The organism is Rummeliibacillus pycnus (assembly GCF_050459865.1).
In the GTDB taxonomy this organism is placed as follows: domain Bacteria; phylum Bacillota; class Bacilli; order Bacillales_A; family Planococcaceae; genus Rummeliibacillus; species Rummeliibacillus pycnus_B.
In genome coordinates this window covers 1-21,983 of sequence record NZ_JBCMNM010000015.1, presented here as the reverse complement: position 1 = coordinate 21,983, position 21,983 = coordinate 1, and the positions used below count along the sequence as shown (strand labels likewise).

The 21,983-nt window shown below is 32.6% G+C and carries 16 protein-coding genes; 12 read left to right on the top strand and 4 right to left on the bottom strand.

The features are described from left to right. The first annotated feature begins 417 nt into the window (after positions 1 to 417). From ABE048_RS03215 to ABE048_RS03200, 4 genes are all read left to right on the top strand, one after another. On the top strand, positions 418 to 2,178 hold the full coding sequence (locus ABE048_RS03215) for an RNA-directed DNA polymerase (protein WP_430309089.1): 1,761 nt from the start codon (positions 418 to 420) through the stop codon (positions 2,176 to 2,178). Positions 2,179 to 3,533: 1,355 nt separating this feature from the next. Further along, positions 3,534 to 4,421: a helix-turn-helix domain-containing protein gene (locus ABE048_RS03210; protein ID WP_430309088.1), complete on the top strand. Its 888-nt coding sequence runs from the start codon at positions 3,534 to 3,536 to the stop codon at positions 4,419 to 4,421. Positions 4,422 to 4,554: 133 nt separating this feature from the next. Further along, complete coding sequence (locus ABE048_RS03205; RefSeq protein WP_430309087.1) at positions 4,555 to 6,129, top strand: putative bifunctional diguanylate cyclase/phosphodiesterase; 1,575 nt, start codon at positions 4,555 to 4,557, stop codon at positions 6,127 to 6,129. A 309-nt stretch (positions 6,130 to 6,438) separates the two neighbouring features. Next, positions 6,439 to 7,281: a hypothetical protein gene (locus ABE048_RS03200; protein ID WP_430309086.1), complete on the top strand. Its 843-nt coding sequence runs from the start codon at positions 6,439 to 6,441 to the stop codon at positions 7,279 to 7,281. Between the two features lie 467 nt (positions 7,282 to 7,748). On the opposite strand, the gene ABE048_RS03195 is transcribed toward ABE048_RS03200, so the two are convergent. Next, positions 7,749 to 10,862 carry an efflux RND transporter permease subunit gene (locus ABE048_RS03195; protein WP_430309085.1) on the bottom strand — a complete coding sequence of 1,038 codons (3,114 nt, stop codon included), beginning with the start codon at positions 10,860 to 10,862 and terminating at the stop codon, positions 7,749 to 7,751. 361 nt (positions 10,863 to 11,223) lie between these two features. Between ABE048_RS03195 and ABE048_RS03190 the strand changes: the two genes are divergently transcribed. From ABE048_RS03190 to ABE048_RS03175, 4 genes are all read left to right on the top strand, one after another. Continuing rightward, entirely contained in the window at positions 11,224 to 12,501 is a 1,278-nt protein-coding gene (locus ABE048_RS03190) for a DedA family protein (protein WP_430309084.1), read from the top strand. Between the two features lie 47 nt (positions 12,502 to 12,548). Further along, a complete protein-coding gene (locus ABE048_RS03185) occupies positions 12,549 to 13,265 on the top strand; it encodes a response regulator transcription factor (protein WP_430309083.1) in 717 nt (238 codons plus the stop codon). Next, complete coding sequence (locus ABE048_RS03180; RefSeq protein ID WP_430309082.1) at positions 13,243 to 14,604, top strand: sensor histidine kinase; 1,362 nt, start codon at positions 13,243 to 13,245, stop codon at positions 14,602 to 14,604. The genes ABE048_RS03185 and ABE048_RS03180 overlap by 23 nt, the downstream gene beginning before the upstream one ends. Positions 14,605 to 14,942: 338 nt before the next feature. After that, positions 14,943 to 15,059 (top strand): YjcZ family sporulation protein, encoded by a 117-nt coding sequence (locus tag ABE048_RS03175; RefSeq protein ID WP_430309081.1) that lies wholly within the window; start codon positions 14,943 to 14,945, stop codon positions 15,057 to 15,059. Positions 15,060 to 15,257: 198 nt separating this feature from the next. On the opposite strand, the gene ABE048_RS03170 is transcribed toward ABE048_RS03175, so the two are convergent. From ABE048_RS03170 to ABE048_RS03160, 3 genes are all read right to left on the bottom strand, one after another. Next, positions 15,258 to 15,836 carry a Fic/DOC family protein gene (locus tag ABE048_RS03170; protein ID WP_430309079.1) on the bottom strand — a complete coding sequence of 193 codons (579 nt, stop codon included), beginning with the start codon at positions 15,834 to 15,836 and terminating at the stop codon, positions 15,258 to 15,260. Next, positions 15,823 to 15,996: a Zn-dependent hydrolase gene (locus tag ABE048_RS03165; protein ID WP_430309078.1), complete on the bottom strand. Its 174-nt coding sequence runs from the start codon at positions 15,994 to 15,996 to the stop codon at positions 15,823 to 15,825. The genes ABE048_RS03170 and ABE048_RS03165 overlap by 14 nt, the downstream gene beginning before the upstream one ends. Before the next feature lie 109 nt (positions 15,997 to 16,105). Next, positions 16,106 to 16,735, bottom strand: coding sequence for a DUF2238 domain-containing protein (locus ABE048_RS03160; protein ID WP_430309077.1), 630 nt, complete (start codon positions 16,733 to 16,735; stop codon positions 16,106 to 16,108). Positions 16,736 to 17,348: 613 nt separating this feature from the next. Here ABE048_RS03160 and ABE048_RS03155 point away from each other — a divergent pair. The 4 genes from ABE048_RS03155 (at position 17,349) to hutI (ending at position 21,643) form a co-directional block, all read left to right on the top strand. Further along, positions 17,349 to 17,810 (top strand): hypothetical protein, encoded by a 462-nt coding sequence (locus ABE048_RS03155; RefSeq protein ID WP_430309076.1) that lies wholly within the window; start codon positions 17,349 to 17,351, stop codon positions 17,808 to 17,810. Positions 17,811 to 17,825: 15 nt separating this feature from the next. Continuing rightward, a complete protein-coding gene (locus ABE048_RS03150) occupies positions 17,826 to 18,272 on the top strand; it encodes an OsmC family protein (RefSeq protein ID WP_430309075.1) in 447 nt (148 codons plus the stop codon). 437 nt (positions 18,273 to 18,709) lie between these two features. After that, the gene (hutU, locus tag ABE048_RS03145; protein ID WP_430309074.1) at positions 18,710 to 20,377 is read left to right on the top strand and encodes a urocanate hydratase; all 1,668 of its coding nucleotides are present in this window, start codon (positions 18,710 to 18,712) and stop codon (positions 20,375 to 20,377) included. Continuing rightward, the gene (hutI, locus tag ABE048_RS03140) at positions 20,378 to 21,643 is read left to right on the top strand and encodes an imidazolonepropionase (RefSeq protein WP_430309073.1); all 1,266 of its coding nucleotides are present in this window, start codon (positions 20,378 to 20,380) and stop codon (positions 21,641 to 21,643) included. Positions 21,644 to 21,983: the final 340 nt, after the last annotated feature.

Below are 21,983 nucleotides of genomic sequence, written 5' to 3'. Positions count from 1 at the left end.
CGAAGAAATTCTCAAAAAAGCAAATTGAATTAGCGTTAATGTTTTAGTAGATTTCAAATTAAGTTGTTTGTTGGTTATCTTTTCCAAGTGATAAAGCCTTATTAATACTAATTTCATTATATTTGAATTCAATATCTTTTCATGTAAGTGCAAGTGCTTCACCTTTATGTATATCGATTTTATAGTCCTTATGTACTTATTACGGTTTTTGTTTATAATTAAATCATACTAATATTTTGTATGATTATAGGGGGGGAGAAAAAACTTAATGTAAGCTACTTAGTATACATAATTATTATCTTTATAATTGTATTACCATTTTTCTTACAAATACAATAATGGGGACAGCAATTGCTGAGGTTTCTTTAAAAAAATATGAAATTAATGTGGTTGAATGACGGATGGGAGAATTCCAATATGTACGCTAAAGAACAAATTAGAAATGCATGTAATCGTGCCATAAATAATATTTTATTTGAAGGTACTACGGATGTAGAAATTTTTAATACATTTTTTGAAATATCATTTTTAGAAGATGAAAATACTAAAAAAAATATTGTAGATTCAATAACACAAGACATATTAAATAAAAAATTAGAGCTTACAAGAATAAAACATCATGGAAAGGTTTTAGTCCCTAAAAATAATTTGGCGGCTTTTCGTATTTGCTCCCTGACAGACATATATGATGAAATATTTTATTTGACACTTGTTTTACTAATGTCCAATGAAATAGAAGCAAAGCGATTGAATAGATCTGAAAAGAAAATTTATTCTTATCGTTTTAATAAAAATAAAAGCTCAAAGATCTTATTTGATGAAAATTTTAATTTTACTTCATTTAAGGAAGAAGTAAGAAAAGAAAGTATAAAAAAAGGAAATAATATTATCGTTGAATGTGATATTGCTAACTTTTATGACAGATTGAACCTGCATAGGCTAGAATCCACCTTATTATCTATCAAAGCTATAGATAGAGATGCTATAAAATTATTGAATGAACTTTTACTTTATTGGAGTCATAGAGATTCCTACGGTATCCCTGTGGGTTCAAATGCGTCTAGAATTTTAGCTGAAGCTTCCTTAATAGAAGTAGATAATTATCTAAAAAGAAAAAAAGTTAAATTTTATCGTTTTGTAGATGATTATAGAATTTTTGCTAAAGATTCAAATGAGGCTTTTAGAAGCCTAACTATTTTAATTGAAAGACTTCAATTGGAAGGTCTTTTCGTAAATTCGTCTAAAACTAAAATTAAACAAATTGTTATAAATGAAGCAACTGAGACAGTAGCTACTACAATAGAAACAAACGAAGCTGTTGAAAAAAACAAAACATTTGAGATTGAAGCAATAGCTAGAACTTCTGAGGTAGTAGCCGCTACAGTGGAACGAAACGAATCCGACACAATAACTGAAGAAAATAGCGTCGGTATAAATACTATTAAAAATCACATAACTGATCGAAGTTCTTTAAGTAAAGTTATAAGAGGTTACTCTGGTGTTATTCCTTTGAAATTTAGAAAAATATCTGAAAAAGAAGTTGAAAAGTTGTCTCTATTAGATTTTGATAAAGAATTTGATTTAATTAAAGATGAAGTGATTATTGAGCCCGAGAAAATAAAGAATTTAATAAAAATTGTTGTAGCCCAAGAAAAATGGGAAGAGATTACAAAGATATTGTTGTTAATTAAAAAATTTCCTCAATTCACACCATATATAATTGATATATTAACAAAGTACGAAGAGCATCTATCCCATATTAGTATTAAAGAAATAAAAGAAGATTTTAAAAATATTATTCTAGATGAAGATACTCCTGAATATATTATCATTTATTTAGTTAAATTATTTAGTAATGGTGCCTTCACTGATAAAGAAATACTTTTAGATTTCTTTTTCAATTTAAAAAGAAATTCGGGAGATTATATAGGGCGAGCAGTTTTAGATGCATTGTCTAATTGTAAGAATTTATCTAGGGGAGATGCATTGCAAATAAAAACCTATTTTCAACGCGCAGATATATTTGAAAAAAGACGAATATTATATATATTGAATAAGCATCTAGAATTAGAGGAGAGAAACGCTTATTTTAAAAATGTAGGAATGATTGAAAAAGATCATTTTATTTTACATATGACAGATAGAAAAAAGGATTTTATGTACCCTAAAAAAAATTAACATGATAGACAAATATAAAAGAAAATGAACATTTTATAAATAGTAGTGATAAAAATAGAATTTACTTGCCCCACAATTTAAATTTTAATCAAGCGTAGTCAAAAATCTAAATAATAGGTATAAAGCTGTCTCTATAGCAATTAATGCTGTTTAAAGCTTTGTCTGTGATCTTTTGTTATTTTAGCTATTTAGTTAAAACGGATCAATTCGCATTTTTCCCATTAAGCCTTTCCGCTGCTAGTGAAGATAGAACATCCTCTGCTGAAGTATTTATCGTAATCGAAGAGTTTACTCCTGATGCAATTTATCTAAACCCCTTGATTTTCAAGGGGTTTTTTGAACTGTTTCATATATAGTTTTATGTTAAAAATTAAGATGATTTTAGAATCTCTCTATAGAGGTGACCGTTAATATTCATAGTTGTTTTATATCAGAATATCCCAAACGATTTTGTACTTCGTTTATCTTTGCATCAGCTTCGAACTAAAGAGAACAGTATGTATGACTGAATCCATAAGTTGTAAGAAGGGTGAATTGTATATCTTTTGAATATAATTCAGCAGTAGTTAAGTGCATTAAGTTTTCGGAGGTGGGATATAGACATTCTGTGTATTAATAAAGATAAGTTTATCAAGTTGCATCGTAAAAAACTAGATATGCTTCTTTTTCCTCTCTTTGATAATAGCAATTAAAGGCTTATCCATCTTAATTGTATGAGCAATTCCTGTTTTTGTAGATTTTATATACAAGGGGTATTATTCTTTCCATAATTAATCGCGATGTGAATGCTGATTTAATTTTCTTGGAATTTTACATCTTTCCAAGTGGGAGCTAGTACTTCACCAATGCGAGAGTTATTCAAAATGTTATGAATGATTATTTGTTTTATTATACCAAAAATGATAACACCTACATTAAAAAGCTAGTTTACCTTCAATCAAGTGCCAAATAGACTAAAAAAGGATAGAAACTTAATTTATGTGATAGAATTAACTATAAAATAAATTGTTAGACTGTTTAGAAATTAAAAATTAATGGTTCATCATAAAAAAAATCCTCCTTTAATAATATGGAGGATTTGAACAAGGATAACAGGGATTATTATAGATAGATTTACAGAAAAAATGATCAAAATCTTAGAATCCTGCAAATAACCAAAGAAGTTGAATTGTTGATGCTGAAACTAGTAATACAGCAGGTGCAACTAAAAAATTAACGAAATTAGATTTCTTTTTCATCGTATTCTCCTTCCTTCCTTTATATTATGTTATATAGGAAAGTATAATGGATAAAATGCAATTTAAATAAAATGTAAAAAAAATGATACATATTTCTTAAAATAAGAGGGATAGAAAATGGAAATAGGTCAAGTTATAAAAAAAATACGTACAAATAAAAACATTACACAGCAATCATTAGCAAATGCTATTGGCATGACTCGTCCATATATTGCTCGAATCGAATCAGGTAAAAATAGTATTTCTTCTGACAAACTTACAGAAATATTGGATTTTTGTAATGTATCTTACAATGAGTTTTTTTACATTAAAAATGATTATAAAATTACTTCAAAAATGAATGACTATAATTATATATTAAAATTATACTATGGGAAAAATATAGAAGAAATTTCAAAAATCAAAAATGAAGTAAATGAGAAATATGAAGAAAATGGTGATATCTTTTTAAGACATTTATATATTTTGTGTCATTGTATGGAAAATGATTTGGATGTAAATAAAATAAATAAAGAATATATTAAGGAAATGGCTGATTATTTACTAAGCATTGATGACTGGTGCTACTATGAGTTGGTAGTATTAAATAATTTTTTATTTTTATTTCCCCCTGCTACTGCTTTTTTAATGTCTAAAAGTTTATTAAAATATGCAGACAAATATAAGGAATTGAATTCAGATACAAAAATACTAAGTTTTTTATTATTTAACCTTCTAGAATTAAGTATAAAACATAATGAGTTTCAATCTTCTGAAATGCTGTTAAATGCTACTAAAACATATACCACAAAGAAAACAGAGTTTTTTGAACTGACATTATCATTGTTTTATGAAGGAATGATTAATATAGTAGATGATTCTATTATAGAAGGAATGGAAAAATGTAATAAATCTTTGAATATATTCGAATCTTTAGGTAACGAGTATTTTTATACAAAATACAAACAAGACTTAGATATTCTATTAAAAAAGAAGCTGGTTACAAATAAAAAAGATAGCGTATAAAATAATACACACAAAATTATTATTGCCTCTCTATAAGATTAAATATAAATAACAGAGAAGATATTTAATTAATGCTAATTACTTATTTTCATTTTTGTTACTGTGTATTTAGTATTGTAAGGAGGGTGTAATAATGGGAAAAGGTGATAGTGATTTTTACTTATTTAAAGATCATTTAATATATGCCAGTTTTAGTTTGATTTTAATCGTTTTATTTGGAATTACTCTTTTTACTGTGAAATTAACAGCCACCTATATTGTCATTTTTTCCATTGTGCTTATCGTCCAATTAGGGTTAGCTATTTATTTTAAGTTTCTTCATCAAGATATAGTAAAGAAACTTGTGGGTACAGAAAAAAGTCTTATGGATTCCGAAAAAGAAATGAAGTATCAAGCGTATTTTGATGATATTACGAAATTACCAAACGAACGATATTTATTAGATAAAATAAAAGAAAATTTACACGTTAATTCGTTTGATAAAGCGGTATTAGTTTTTGAAATTGATAGATTAGCTACTATTAAGGCTTCCCTTGGCTCTCTTTATTCGGATCGCCTATTGAGCATGGTTGCACAAAGATTACATAAACAATTATCCAGTGAATTCATCATTGGAAAGTTAAGAGATGATCAGTTTGTTATTTTAATTGATCATTATCAGAGCCACGATGATGTTTTAAAGTTTTGTAAGCAGCTTCAGAAATTGATGGAAACACCTTTTGAAATTCAGTATTCTTCATTGAATTATAGTTTAAATATTGGCATTTCATTTTATCCGAAAGATGCAGAGTCAGAGAATGATTTAATTAATTTTGCTCAAATTGCGATATACGAAGCTAGAAATATACCAGATCATATTTCGTTTTATGAAACATCTATGTCTGATGTGCGAACAGCAAAAGTAACATTAGAGAATGATCTGTATAATGCACTAAACAATAACGAGTTATTTTTAGAGTATCAACCTCAAGTTGATACGATAACAGGCGAAATCATTTCAATGGAAGCGTTAGTTAGATGGCAGCATCCTAAAAGAGGACGAATTTCCCCAGGTGAATTTATACCTGTTGCTGAAGAGTCGGGATTGATTAATCCAATCGGAACATGGGTTCTTGAAACAGCGTGTTATCAAACAAAAAAACTACAAGTTCAATTAGGTAAACCAATTCAGATTGCTGTTAATTTGTCTTTATGTCAGCTATTTCAAGAGAATTTTGTTCAAACTGTGCAACAGATACTTGAAAAAACAGATTTGGCACCACAATCATTACAATTGGAATTAACGGAAAGTATGACGATGAATACGGCCCACCTTATTCCGATTCTTCATGATTTAAAATCACTAGGCATTACATTAGCCGTTGATGATTTTGGGACAGGATACTCTTCATTATCTTATTTGGGGGATTTACCGATAGATTGTTTGAAAATTGATTGTTCATTTGTGAGAAAAATCCAACAAAGTACAAGTAGTGAACCATTAGTAGATATGATTATTTCAATGGCAAAACATTTGAAATTAAATGTGGTTGCAGAAGGCGTAGAGGAAGAAACGCAATTAAATTACCTTATGCAAAAAGAGTGTGATTTTATCCAAGGTTATTTATTTAGTAAACCAATATGTTTTGAAGAAATTTCCAATAGCTTTTTTAATTTACGACATAAAGCAAAAAAAATGGTTCATACCTTACACTATAATAACAAATGAGGCTGTTCAAAAAATTTATAAAATTGATTTGATGGCAGAAAAGAAGAAATTTGAACTTATTATATAGAAATTGTATTAAAAATATGAAAAGTCGTTTTACTATGTTATATAGGGACGACTTTTTGTATACCTAATACATGTGATTTTTATATCTATATCTACTAAATTATTCTGTTAAATTGTTATAAATGGTTCTTCTAAGAATGCAAACATACACCAATAGAAAATATGTTCGTATTTTTAAGTGTATTCCTTCTTTTTATGGTACTATAAAAATACATAATATTTCAAAAAAACAGGGGAGTTTTTATGAAGGAAAGATTTAAAAAAATATTTTTAGTATCAATTGAAGTAATAAATTGGTTGGAGAGCCCCGGATTTTTAGGGAGGATGAGAGCTGGGAATATACTATTAGGAATGTTTATTTTGATAGGAGGTTTGTTGTATTTCATAGAAGGAGTTAGTTTGGTGTTAAATGGAATACTTATGGGATTATTAGAGATTACAACGTTCACTTTACTTTTTATCTTAAGTCTGAGATCTTACTGGTTAAAGCCACCAAAATTTATTCGTAAAGAAGCAGTTAATCCAGCACAATTGTTTGATAGGCTTAGTCATTGGTCTTTTTTCTATGGAATAATAGTATATTCATTTTTTGCTTCTTTTTTTATCGAGTGCATCTATATTGCCTTTATTAAACTAATTCTCCATATTAATTTCGACTTCAGTAGGTCATTTTATAACTTATTTTTCTCAACAACCGCTGTGTTTTCAGTATGTTATTTTATGTATCATGTTTCAGTAAAGGATGTTTCAATAAAAGCAATCAAAGCAAGAATCAGATTATATTTAGCAATTATAGCAACTATAACGATAGGTTTATTTGGATTCTCATTAAAGGAGATATTATTACCATTAATCACGTATCTTGGAGTTGGGTTAGCATGGTTATCCTTTTTTGTTGAGCAGGTAGAAAGTGAAGAAAAGGACTCGTCGTCTAAAAAACTATCAGATGAAAAGAGATTAGAGAAAGCTGAAGTACGTATTAAATACTTAGAAGATGAATTAGAACTTTTAAAAAAAGGTAGAAGAACTCGAAAGGAAGGCGAAGAACTCTCGTTGATTACCAACGAAAAAAATACGGAATTATAAATGAAGTCATTCGAAAATACCAACTAAAGAATAAGGTTGCTTATCTATGTAAGTTAACAGGTGTATGTAAAAGTGGTTATTATAAGTGGCTAGAATACTGATCAACAATTCTATATATCAATTAATGAATGTTAGAAAGCAAAAAAAACTAGGAGATCAATATTGTATAGCTATAGTAAGAGGGATAAATATAGAGCTAAGGAATTGTAAAGAGATTAGAGAGATAAATAATTTTAATCAATTAATTAATGCAAATAAAATTAATTTAGTTCCTATTAAATGGAGGGTTTCTTTAGGGGGAAATCATTAAAATTATTAAATTTAGTAAAGTGAATGCTTAACGCTGTGTATAGGCTCTTCCTGAGTTACCCCTAGAGTGTTTGTTACTATTTCACTCAATGAGCAGTGGACTAATAAAATAAGGTAACAAAAAAGTGGCTCTGAGATTTTCTCAGAGCCATTTTTATTTAGTTGATGGTTCTTGAATTAGTCTTAGCTGATGATTTTTTGTGCAACCATTCATAAATAATTGGAATGATGATAAAACTATTTATTGTTGATGTAATCATACCTCCAATTACAACAATACCGAGAGTTTGAGAAATAACTGTATCGGCGCTATGAGAAAAGGCAAGTGGTAACAACGTAAGGATTGTTGCAGCTGCTGTCATTAAAATAGGTCTGATCCTTGAAAGACTACCATATAGTACAGCTTCTTTAAGCGGCATGCCCTCTTTTCGATTTCTTTCAATTTTGTCGATTAAAACAATACCGTTTGTTACAACAATACCAGTTAGCATCAGAATACCAATTAATGCTGCTAAATTCCATTCTCCATGGAATAGAGTGAGTGCAATGACTACACCACTTAAAGCAAGCGGAATGCTTAAAAGTACAGATAATGGTGCTCTCCATCCTTTGAAGATTGAAGAAATGATTAGTAATACTAAAAGGATTGATAATCCAATGGCAACAGACATATCGAAAATCATTTGTTTAACTTGTTCAGAAATTCCTCCCAATGAGTACGTTACATCTTTAGGAAGGTTCATGCTGCTTAAAGTTTTGTCTGCTTCGTTTGATACTTTACTAATATCATTTGAAGTAATCTGTGCTGTGACAAGAGAGTACGGTTGACCATCTCGTTCACTAATAGTCGAAGGAGACTGATCTTTTGTTATTTTAGCTATTTGGTCAAAACGGACCAATTCGCCATTTTTCCCATTAAGCGTTTCAGCTGCTAGTGAAGATAGAACATCCTTTGCCGATGCATTTATCGTAATCGGAGAGTTTACTCCTGATGCAATTTGATCTAAATATTGGTCAACAGGAAGTACTTTATGATCAACCGAAATGGTTGCATCTTTTGATTGAGACATGTAACGATTGATGACTTTTAGAATATCTTCAACTTTTACACCTTTATTTTGAATTGCTTTTTGATCAAAAGTAACTTTGTATTTAGGTGAACCATTTGTTAAATCAACTTTCCCATCTACACTTAGGTTCGCAATTTTTGATAAGTTTGTTCTTGCTTCTTGGGCTACTTGATCTAAAGTTGCTTGATCTGAACCCGTAAACAATATACGCATTTGTGAATCATCACCAGAAATGTTCTGGCTGGTTACTGTATAAGTGACATTTTTAGATAATGTCGGAAGCTGAGTTTGTAACTGTTTGATGACAGTATCAGCATCCTTGTCGTTCTTCAATACAACAGAAAGGTTGGCAACATTTGGATAAGTGATAAAGCCTCCACCTTGGTCAAAAACATCATCACTTTGCGGTGTCATAGTAGAGCCAAAGTTTGATGAATACGCCTCGACTTTCGGATTAGACTTCAATGTTTTCTCAATTTTTTGTACTTCAGAATCGACTTGGACTAATGTACTTCCTTTTGGCAATTCTGCTTTAATGGCAATTTGTCCAATCTTTGCACTAGGTAATAAACTTACTGGAAGAAAAGCAGAATAGATACCAGCAGCTAAGAATACTAAGATAGAGCCTATAAGCATTGCTTTTTTATGTTTAAAAGCAGATTGCAAGATTGGTTTCATTTTTGAATCGAGCTTGATTGATTGTTTTTCTCTGTTTCCACCTTTCCATCCCAAAAATGCAAGAGCAGGGATGACAAGCATTGCAACAAAGAATGAAATGATTAATGCAATAACGATTGTCCACGCAAATCCACTGTAAGATGCGCTAATTACGCCACCAACAAAGGCAATTGGAATATAAACGGCAATCGTTGTTAACGTAGAACCTAATATCGCAGGAAGCATTTCAGTAACAGATGATGCAAGAGTGGAAAGCAAAGGTTTGTCTTTCGATTCTTCCCGTTTTCGATACATGTTGTCTAAAATAACAATGGAATCATCGACAATACGTCCCATCGCTACAATCAAACCAGAAACCGTTAAAATATTTAACGTAATCCCCATTGACTTTAAGAAAGCCGTGGTCGCTAACAATGAGATTGGAAGCGAAATAGCAATTAATAAGGTAGATCTTACATTTCGGAAGAAGAAGAATACACATATCATTGAGAACAAACAACCAAGTAAACCTTCTCGTACCAATCCGAAAAGAGAACTGTTTAATTCTTTCCCACGGTCAAGTAAAAGTTGGAATGAAACGTCTTTTGGATTTACTGTATCCAAGTGCAGATGTGAAACACGGTCTTTGACTTGATCAGCGACATCCGTGATATTTGCTGAAGGAGTTTTGATTACATTTAAAGTAACACTTGGTGATCCGTTTGTTCTGGAAACGGTTTTAACGTCATTTAGAGAATGTGTAATAGTACCAAATGCTGAAACGGGAATTGCTTTCCCATCCTTGTTCTGGATCGTTGCGCTTTCCATTTGTTTCTCAGTTAATGGTAACCCATCAAAAGAAACAGGTATTGATAATTGGTTATTTACAATATTCCCTTGTGGCATTGATGGAACAGCTAAAGCAAAAGATTTATTTACATCATCTAATGTTAATCCGTTTTTTACAAGGTCTTTCATGCGGATTGTTAATACATATCCATCTTTTGCTCCCCCAAATACTGTTACATCTGCTACACCTGGAACAGATTTTAACTGTTTAACAATTTCTTGTGTTGCAGTAGAACGTAGTGTTTGTTCATCTAATTTTGAACTTGTTATACTGTAAGTCAAAATTGGAAATGAACTTGTTGTTAATCTGGTTACCGATGGAGTGCTTGTTATTGTTTGTGGAAGATCTGCATTTGCCAAAGCTTTATTTACTTGATCTTCTGCTTGTTTCATGTCTGTATCCATCGGGAAATATAGACTCATATATAACCCACCGTCATACGATGTAGATTCCACATTGGATAATCCATCCACTGTTTTGACTGCACTTGCCAAATTATCGGTCACTTGCTGTTTTACCTGAGCTGCTTGAATACCAGGTACCCGCATACTTACCGAAAGCGTTGTATTATTAATACCTGGTAAATAATCACGTTGCATTTGGAATGCAGAAATACCACCCCAGGTCAAAATGAGGACAACACACACAATCATTAGAATAGCTCTTTGCATGGCTCCCTCTACAAATTTTTTCATTCGTATACCTCCCTTATTATTAATCCACTAATCATAATGAAAAAAAGCTAATCTTTTGGCAGTTACATAGTGTCATGAATTCAACTATGAAACTTATTTCCAAAAGGGTAGTCTAAGTATACGAAAGGAAACTTTTCAATCTATGAATAAATGATTAAAAATTCATTAAGATGCAAAAAGAATAATTTTTCGAAAAGAGTTTAGGTTTTTTTATTTGTTTACCTATTTGTTCCATTAATTTAAGATTAATAATTCATTAACTTAGCTCATTCGAACATTTATCGTGCTAAATTGTAATTAAATCTAGATTTGAAGGAATACTTACTCTGAGTTTCTTTTTATAAAACGTGGAGGCTTGTATATGGACTACTTACTAACTTTATTTGAACAGCACAGTTATTTGATATTATTCATAGGCATTTTTCTAGAACTTATGGCTTTACCTATTTCAGGTGAATTATTAATGAGCTTTGCAGGTTATTTTATATATCAGGGAAAAATGGATTATTCTTTGGCACTTCTGACAGAATTTCTTGCAGCTGGTGCGGGAATTACCGTAACTTATTGGATCGGTAGGTTAGGTGGGTATAAACTAATTGAAAAATATGGAAAGTATATCCACTTGGGCCCAGAGAGATATGAAAAAATATCTGCTTGGTTTGACCGTTCAGGAAGTAATTTGTTGGTCTTTGCATATTTTATTCCAGGAGTTAGACATTTCACTGGTTATGTTTCGGGGATTTCAAAGATGTCATTCCGAAAATTTGCTATTCTCGCTTATATTGGATCATTTTTATGGGGAGTTTGTTTTATTACTCTAGGAAAACAATTAGGTCCTCACTGGCAGAACTTCCATCAAGCAGCAGGTAAATATATTGTTATTTTTATTGTAATTTTGGCGATATTGCTAATTGGATATTTAGTTTTTAGATTTTATAAAGTTCAAATTAAAAATATATGTATACATTTAATTAATTGGTTGACTAACAGATTAAAGCTCATAAGAAAAACAGAGATTTTTCTTATTTTTCTCACTGTAGTTTTGATTGGTATGGTTTCTTTAATGCTGGGAATGGCTCAAGACTATTTATATAATGAGTTTACTCAGTTTAATGAGATTACTGATTATATAGTGAAGTCATCAATATATTTAAGTTGGATGAAAGGGTTGCTTGTATTTCAATCCCCTTATGTACTTGGTGTAATTATTGGGGCAACGATGATTTGTATTTGGAAAAATAATAGAAATAGGTTACTTGAGTATCTTCTACTTTTTGTTTCTATTTTTGGAGCATGGCCATTTCATGAATCAGTTATACAGATCTTTTCTTACCTTCAATCAAAAGGATTCGTTGGAGAATTTTATTCCACAAAATTTCCTGATCTAAAAGCTACTTTTCTAATAATCATATATGGAACTTGCATATTTTTACTTATTCGTCATTCGAAAAATTCATATACATCCTTATTCGTTTTTATCACCGGGTTGTTAGTATTAATTAGCTTAACAGTTGTCAATATTGCTACAAATAATGTAATTCCGAGTGATATTATGGGGGGATATGTATATGGTGGTGTCTGGATGTTTTTCAATTTCTTATTGTTTGAAATGTTAAGACTTATAGTAGAAAAGGAATAAATTGAAAAAGGGCTAATAGAAAAAATGGTTAGAGGGGATGGGGGAAGTTGAAAACACATATTCTTGTAATCGAGGATGAAGCTCAGATTGCGCGTGTCTTAAAAGTAGAATTAGAGTATGAGGGGTATCAAGTCACAGTAGAACATGAAGGTAAATCAGGGTTAGAAACTGCCTTACAGCCTGGTATTGACTTAATTTTATTGGATGTTATGTTACCTGGATTAAGTGGAATCGATATCCTTAGGAGATTAAAAAAGGAAAACAGTAACACTCCCGTTATTCTCTTAACCGCTCGAAATTCTACGATTGATAAAGTCGCAGGATTGGATCAGGGGGCTAATGACTATGTTACAAAACCTTTTGAAATTGAAGAATTATTAGCCCGAATTCGTGCTTGTATTCGTGATTATTCTGATAAGGAAGAATCAAAGGATGGAGATTCCTTATTGACTGTTGCGGACTTGATAATAAACACAGATGCAAGAGAAGTAAAAAGGAATGAAAAATTCATTTCGTTAACGCCAAAGGAATACGAGTTATTGGTTTATCTAGTAATGAACAAAAATAAAGTAGTTACACGAGAAAACATCATCATGAATATTTGGGGATATGAGTATGAAGGTGAAACCAATGTAATTGATGTGATGATAGCCCATCTAAGAAAAAAAATTAATGAAGGCGTTTCTTCCAGTCTTATTACGACCGTTAGAGGGATTGGTTTTACTATAAAGGAGAAAATAGATGAAGATTACAACAAAAATTAATCTTCTAACAACTGCATGGATGCTTTGCATACTAATGCTCATCAATTTCGCGGTCTATTTTTTATTTATGAAAACTACAGTTAACATGGAAGAGAATGTTCTTTTTCAAAAGTCAGAAGATATTCTAAAAAACTACGAAACAAATCAACCCTCTCATTATGGAAAGCTAAAATTAGGAGACTATTTAACTGACCATTCATATATCAGAATCATACAACCCAATAACAAAGTAATTTATGAAGTAACCAATGATCAGAAACTCTTAAAAAAGATTAAAGGAAAATACACGAACAAAAAGACTGCTCAAACCCGTTTGATCTCGGCGGAAAACGGGGAAGAAGAAGTATTAATTGTTCGAGTTCCGATTAATAATGGAAAGAATGAGAGCTTGGAAATTGGGGAAAGGTTAACGGGTCTAGAAACGAGAAAAGAAATTCTTCGTGGGATCTTAGTGCTTTGTACAATAATAGCAACTGTACTGTCCTTGCTTGGAGGTAGATGGCTAGCTAATATAATCATGAGACCAATTTCCAATATGATCAATACCATAGAAGAAATTGAACAGAGTGGTGTTCTTAAAAAAGTTAATACTCAAAATAGAACAAACGACGAACTTCAAATCATGGCCAGCACTTTTAATCGTATGATTGATAGGATTCAATCTAATATGGAAAAACAAAAACAGTTTATTTCTGATGCATCTCATGAATTAAAAACGCCCTTAACAGTCATAAAGAGCTATGCAAATTATTTAAGACGGCATGGGGCGGTAAATAACCAAATGGCTGGTGAGGCTATTCAGGCTATTCATTCAGAGGCTACTAGAATTCAAAAGATGACTGATACTTTTTTAGAATTAGCTACTCTAGAAAAGGAAAATGATTTAGAAATAAAAGAGGTTAATTTGGTTGCTTTGTGTAAAAACACTCTAAATGAACTGAAATATGTTTATAAGCGAGAAATAACATTCCATTATGAAGATGATTCATTTGTTATTCGTGCTGATGAATTAAAGATTAAGCAAGTATTCATCATTTTGTTAGATAATGCAATGAAATATAGTAATGAAAGAATAGAAGTATTCTTAGAAAAAAATGACCAATCAGTAATTGTTTGTGTAAAAGATTATGGAATTGGAATCCCAGAAGATGAAAAGAATCATATTTTTGAGCGATTTTACAGGGTGGATAAGGCTCGTAGCCGTGAAACAGGGGGAACTGGTCTTGGTTTATCAATAGCAAAAAGTATTATCACACAGCATAATGGAGAGATTACGATAAATAGTAAGGAAGGAATAGGAACCGAGGTAAAATTGTTATTACCTAGGGGGGACGTTTAAATGCGGAGGCTCGTCAGTTCACCCCCAAGGAAAGCGGAGCTATCTCAACTTCATTCAAGAGCAGATATATACTATAAAATTTTATATTACTACACTTTTTCAGTGCATTTCACCTCTTTATTTCTTAGAGGTGATTTTTTATTGGTGTTAATGTTGTTATGAAAGGATGTCCTTAAATTAATGGACAGTTTAGTGAAATAGTTCATACTACATTACATGGTAATAAGAAAAATGAATGATGTATTTGCCTAGTAAAATAATTTTTTTATTTCCACTTTTGTACTTTATCCCATTCCTACCGAGCCATATATTATAAGGTAAGAAGGAGGTGAAATATTATGGGATACGGTGGATGTGGCCGCAAAGACCATGGGAATGAATTTGTAATAATAGTTGTACTCTTTATCCTATTGATTATTGTTGGTACACAATTTATCAAACATGATTATTGCTAATTTTTTATGTGTACTGACCAAAATAGGTATCATAAATAAAGAAAAGAACAGCTCACTGACAATCTCTTTTGTCGATGAGCTGTTTTGAGGAAATGACTATCAAACCTAAAATGCCTAACCATACATACAAATGGCAGTAGCCATGAACTGATACTAAAAAAGGATTTGAATCAGCAAAATGGCAAATCCAAATCCTTTTTATTTTGAAAATGAAATCGTTTTAATAAACAGCTCTGCTAAAAGTGTATTGTCCGTTACGGAGTGAATCATAGCTTTTAGATAATTTTCTCGATCTAAGTGATCATAACTCCAAATTACTCTTTTAGATAATGCAAATGCTTGTAAAAAAATCCGAATGGTTCTGCCATTGCCTTCTTGAAATGGATGTAACATATTGAGTTCAGATTTAAAAAAAGCTAGTCGTTTAGCTGCGTTTTCATGGGAATTCCATGGAGCTTCATCAATCATTTGTTGGAACAGACCAGTTGCATAAGAATGTAAGTGTTGAAATTGACAAAAGCGTGTTGTCCCTTTCATTAATTGAACATTGCGAAATTGGCCTGCAAATGTATAGATATCCTGGAAAAGATGTTTGTGAAGATCTAAGAAGGAATTTAATGTGAAACCTTCAATTTTATAAGAACCCTGCTCAATTTGTAGTGCACGTATGGAGAAGGAAAAAGCTTCTGCTTCTTCAAGCTTCTCCAAATTTGTAATGCCTAACAAATTCGATTTCAAAAGATACTCTTCGTTCTCTTCTGTGTTATACTTTTCCATTTTGTAGAGCTTTCTTAATAACGGATGGTGTGATATCAATCCCAGAGTTAACGAGTGAAACAGCTTTTTTCTGAAGTGAAGGATGTAATGACATGTTTTCTAACTGTAGGTTTTTTGTAACACGTTTCAATTCCTTGGAATTCATTTGAATTTGTTTCATTTGATAACTCCCTTCTTAAACTTAATTATACTTCAATTAATGGTTGGAATGCGATTAATATATATAGGAATATCAGCATTCAGTCAATTATTATCTGTAGATTTAATTATTATTCTTTCAGCTGTTTTAACAACTTATTATGCCATTTTGAAAGTAAAAGTAAGCCCACAATCGATCCGATTAAAGCCATCGTCATATCCCATTCGGAATCAAAAGGATCATCTTGAGTACCTGTAAAATCTTGAGCAAATTGTGAGCCACTAGTTAGTACGCTTGTAAGCATTTCAGCAATCTCGTACAAGGCAGCAATCGCCATTATAATGCTCATGGTAAAGAAAATTAACCAAGCGCCTATCTTGATATGGGCTTTTCGTACCAATATCTCACGAATAACTATCGTAGAAAAGCCTTTCATAAAATGTCCTAATCGATCATAGTCATTTCTTTTTAAACCATACTCTTCTTTTATCCAATCAAATAACGGAACCTCTGAAAAAGTATAATGGGCGCCTATAAACTCTAAAATCGATAAAATCGCGATAATCACATACGAAAGAGAAGTAAATTTAAATCTTGGATATACTGCTATGACGATAATCAACCCAACTACGATAGGACCTCCATCTGCTAACCAGTCCGAGTAGGTCTTTGGTTTAATAAGAGACCAGATTAATACAGCAAGAACAATGAATAACAAAAATAAATGAAATTTGGTATGATGCGCTTTATCTTTATACACGGCTTTCACTCCGACTAATATATTTTCTACTTATAGTATTAGAGAAATGGCAAATTACTATTCATATTTAGGATTGTAATTATTAAACCATCTGCCAAATAAAGTTCGTTATATTATGATAAATTCGACTTGACTGACTAGAAAGAAGTGAGGATTGTGTGTGGGTAAATCGAAATTGAGTTTTATGCTATTAGTTAGTAGTTTACTCAATTTAGTAAGAACAGAAGTAAAGTGGAGGTGAGTGCCCCGACACTCCTGCCGAAAAACTGGCAGCCGAGACCCCGCAGTGAGCTGTAAAGCGAATGAGGAGGCTCGTCAGTCAGTCGGAGGGAGGGGCAGGCACCGGAACGGGTTAATAAGAGAAAAATATTACCCATCATTTTACATGAAATCTTAAAAAGAAATACGATATTTGATAACTATCCAAAATTCCCGACGATATCATCGGGAACAATGAACGAAATCTTACCGTCCTGTATGTGATTATGAATTTAAAAAATAGCATTTGCACAACATGTTATGGCATAATTTGTTATATACATGAAGGTATAAGAAGTGGTAGAATGGCTACTTTAGTTAGAATTGTTGTAAATCACTAAGAGGTGAAAAGAAGTTGAACAAAAGAAAACGTTTATTGCAAGGGATATTGGTTGTTTCTGTAATTGAAATCCTATGCTTTTATTTTATAGGTAGAGATTATTTATTTGTGAATGGATTAGACGATATGATCACTTATGTCGTTGTGGGAAATGCCTTCTTTTTTATTAGCTATTTTTTATTAGTAGAAGGAAGCAATTTTCGAAAAAAGTATATATTAATCGCTATTGGTTACGGTTTGTTAGTTATCGCACCATTTGTATATAAAAGCCATGTACCTACTTTTAATGTAGATGATGCAACGCAAATTATTGAACGTACAGAAGGCGGTAAAGTTGTAAAAGATCGCGTATTTGGGAAGACGATTGTGGATTATTCTGGCAAAGAGGTTTATATTATTACATTGAGAAAGAATGGGAAGAATGAACGTTTTGCATTCGATCCAAATACAGAAAAATATTTTGCATTTGCCAAATAGAAAAGAGGATTTAAGATGGCTGAGCATATTTTTACTTTAACAGCATCATGGCCAGGAGGTCGCAATACTGTTGGAGAAATTGCAGCAGGACAACTTCAAACGAAGGTATCCATTCCTCCTGAAATGGATGGACCAGGGATTGGCACAAATCCAGATGAAATGCTACTTGGTGCAGCAGCTACTTGCTACATTATTACACTAGCAGCAATGCTTGAACGAGCAAAAATAGAACCACTTGAGTTGACAATGAATTCTGAAGGAATTGTTGATGTAACAAATGGTGTGTTCACTTATATGAAAATTACACATAAACCGCGAATCGTCATTCCGCGTGATTATACAGAGAAAGATGAACGTCTTATCGTACGACTCGCTGAGAAAGCAGAGAAAACTTGTATGATTAGTAAAGCTATTCAAGGAAATGTAGAAATGGCATTAGAAATTACAATAGATTACGAATAGAAAAGACATTTGAAATGGACCGATTACTCCTTACCCGAGTAGTCGGTTTTTTGCATTTTAAAAGGTGTAATTTACTACTTTTAGGTTGAATTATTCCTACTTCTTTAATCAACTAACTATTTTGGCAATTTTAGAAGTGTACTTGTTTAAAGAGAATATGAAATGGTGATCTATTAATTTTTTTTTGAGCAGTGGGGAGAAACCGCGAGACTCTGCGGAAAGGAAGGAGTTTCTACCCACCACAGTATAAATGAAAGAGATTGCATATTAAGATATTTCATTAAGAAATTTCTAGAAAAAACAAGATTTTTCTACTTTAATCAGCTAAAAAGCCAGTCTGTTAGCGTGCGAGAAATTTTTCCTTTTTGTACAAAAATACTTAAAAATCTTTTCAAAATATGTAATGATAAGGGCAACAAAGCATAGGGGGTTTTAACATGGGGAAAGCAGATGAGAAAGTAATTCGCTATCGTGGTAGCGAGCTTAATACAAAGGGGTGGCTTCAAGAAGCGGCATTAAGAATGTTAATGAATAATTTAGATAAAGAAGTTGCGGAGCATCCGGATGAACTGGTTGTGTATGGTGGAATTGGTAAAGCTGCGCGCAACTGGGATGCTTTTGATGCAATTGTTAAATCACTAAAAGAATTAGAAAATGATGAAACATTACTCGTACAATCAGGTAAACCTGTGGCAATCTTTAAATCACATGCGAACGCACCAAGAGTTTTAATTGCAAATTCGAATATTGTTCCAGCATTTGCAAATTGGGAGACTTTCCATGAGCTCGATCAAAAAGGGCTTATGATGTATGGACAAATGACAGCAGGTAGCTGGATTTATATAGGTTCACAAGGAATTGTGCAAGGAACATATGAAACGTTTGCTGAACTTGCAAAACAACATTTTGGGAGTTCATTACAAAATACAATTACAGTGACAGCTGGTTTAGGTGGTATGGGTGGTGCTCAACCTCTAGCAGTAACGATGAATGGTGGAGTTTGTATCGCGATCGATGTGGATGAAACACGTATTGATCGACGACTAGAAACACGCTATTTAGATGTTAAAGTGTATACACTTGATGAAGCCATCGAAACAGCTCAAAAAGCAAAAGCTGAAGGAAAAGCACTTTCAATTGGCTTACTTGGGAATGCTGCAGAAATTTTGCCAGCAATGATCTCTCAAGGATTTATTCCAGATGTCTTAACAGATCAAACTTCTGCACATGACCCACTTAATGGCTATGTACCAGTAGGTTATGGGATGGAGGAAGCAAGCAAGTTCCGTAAAGAAAATCCAATTGATTATGTAATAAAATCAAAAGCATCTATGAAAACACATGTAGAGGCAATGGTTCAGATGATGGACAAAGGATCTATTACCTTTGACTATGGTAACAATATTCGCCAAGTAGCTGCGGATGAAGGATTCGATAGAGCTTTTGATTTTCCTGGATTTGTACCAGCGTATATCCGTCCACAGTTTTGTGAAGGGAAAGGGCCATTCCGTTGGGTAGCACTTTCAGGAGACCCGCAAGATATCTATAAATTAGATGAAGTCATTTTACGCGAATTTAAAGAAAATGAACATTTATGTAATTGGATTCGTATGGCACAAGAAAAAATTGAATTCCAAGGTCTTCCTTCTCGCATTTGCTGGCTAGGATATGGCGAGCGTGCACGATTCGGAAAAATCATTAATGATATGGTTGCATCTGGTGAAATCTCTGCACCGATTGTAATTGGTCGTGATCATCTTGATTCTGGTTCAGTTGCATCACCGAATCGTGAAACAGAAGCGATGAAAGATGGTTCAGATGTTGTAGCGGATTGGCCAATATTAAATGCCTTAATCAATGCAGTTGGTGGTGCAACATGGGTATCTGTTCATCATGGTGGTGGTGTTGGTATGGGCTATTCACTTCATGCTGGGATGGTTATTGTTGCAGATGGAACAAAAGAGGCAGGCGAAAGAATTGAACGTGTTTTGACAACTGATCCAGGAATGGGAGTTGTGCGACATGTCGATGCAGGATATGAATTAGCAGAAAAAACTGCGAAAGAAAAAGGCGTTAAAATACCAATGATGAAAAAGGATGAGTAGATGATAACAAAACCAGTTTGGATTCAGCATGCAGCTCAACTTGCTACAATGCACATTTCACATCATGAGGGTCCACGTTCTAAAGAGGTAATGTCGGAATTAGGAATCATTGAAGACGGAAGCATTTGGCTAGAAGACGGTGTTATTAAAGCAGTTGGGACGACAGAAGCACTTCAAAAAAAATATCAAGAACGAATCTATGAAGCAGATATTGTAGATGCAACAGGACATCTTGTAACCCCTGGTCTAGTCGACCCCCATACTCATGTAGCATTTGGTGGAAGTCGTGAGCGCGAATTTGAAATGCGCTTAGAAGGTGCTACATATATGGACATTATGAACGCAGGTGGTGGTATTCATGCTACTACAAGAATGACAAGGGAAGCGACAGAAGAAGAACTTATTGAACAAACTGCAAAACGCCTTGATTCCTTTTTAGCACATGGGGTAACAACTGTTGAAGGGAAAAGCGGATATGGCTTAGATTTAGAAAATGAATTAAAGCAATTACGTGTGATGAACTATTTACAACAGCATCATGCAATTGACCTTGTGCCAACTTTTATGGGAGCCCATGCTGTACCCAAAGAATACAAGGATAGAGAAGAAGAGTATGTTAACTTTTTGATCAAAGAAGTATTGCCGGTAGTTGCCGAGCGAAATTTAGCTAAATTCAATGATGTTTTTTGTGAAGTAGATGTCTTTACCCCAGAGCAAGCTGAGCGAATTTTAGAAGCAGGGAAAAAGTTAGGTTTGATTCCCAAAATTCATGCAGATGAGATAAAACCATATGGTGGTGCAGAGCTTGCAGCAAAAGTAGGCGCTATTTCTGCAGAGCATTTATTAAAGGCATCAGATGAAGGGATAACTAAAATGGCTGAAGCAGGAGTTGTTGCCTGTTTGCTACCTGCAACAGCAATGTATCTACGAGAAGAAGCAGCAAAAGGTCGCCAAATGATAGACCAGGGAGTTCCAGTGGCTATTTCAACAGATTGCAATCCAGGTTCATCTCCAACAACTTCGATGCCACTTGTAATGAATTTAGCTTGTATTTCAATGAGATTAACACCAGCAGAAAGTTTATGTGCTGCAACATTCAATGCGGCTTGTGCCATTCAAATGGAAGATAAAATTGGTTCTATTGAAGTAGGGAAGCAAGCGGATATTGTGTTGTGGAACGTGGAAAACTATCAAAAGCTCCAATATCTTTTTGGCGTAAACCATGTTCAAAAAGTTTGGAAAAAAGGTGTAAAAGTCGTTGGTTAAGCATTAATGATCAAAACTCTTATGATGATTCAATAAAAATCATCCAGAAAAATGTATATGCATTATTAATAGATTACCCAGGAAATCAAAAGTTTGTTTATTGACTAAGTGTTATTCCGTGTTTGAATTAGAGGAGTAATTTTCTGTTACTTGGCTCAGTTTTATATTTCAGAGTTTTTCAAAAAGTGAAATTTGTTTTTTGGAATTATCAGTTTGATGCTGATGCTGATGCTATATCACTTATGAGGTAAAAAAGTCTAAATGAAAGAATATGTTTAATGAAAATTTGTATGGCTAACTTTGGTGAAGTGGAATTAGCGTAGACTCCTGTGGGAAAACG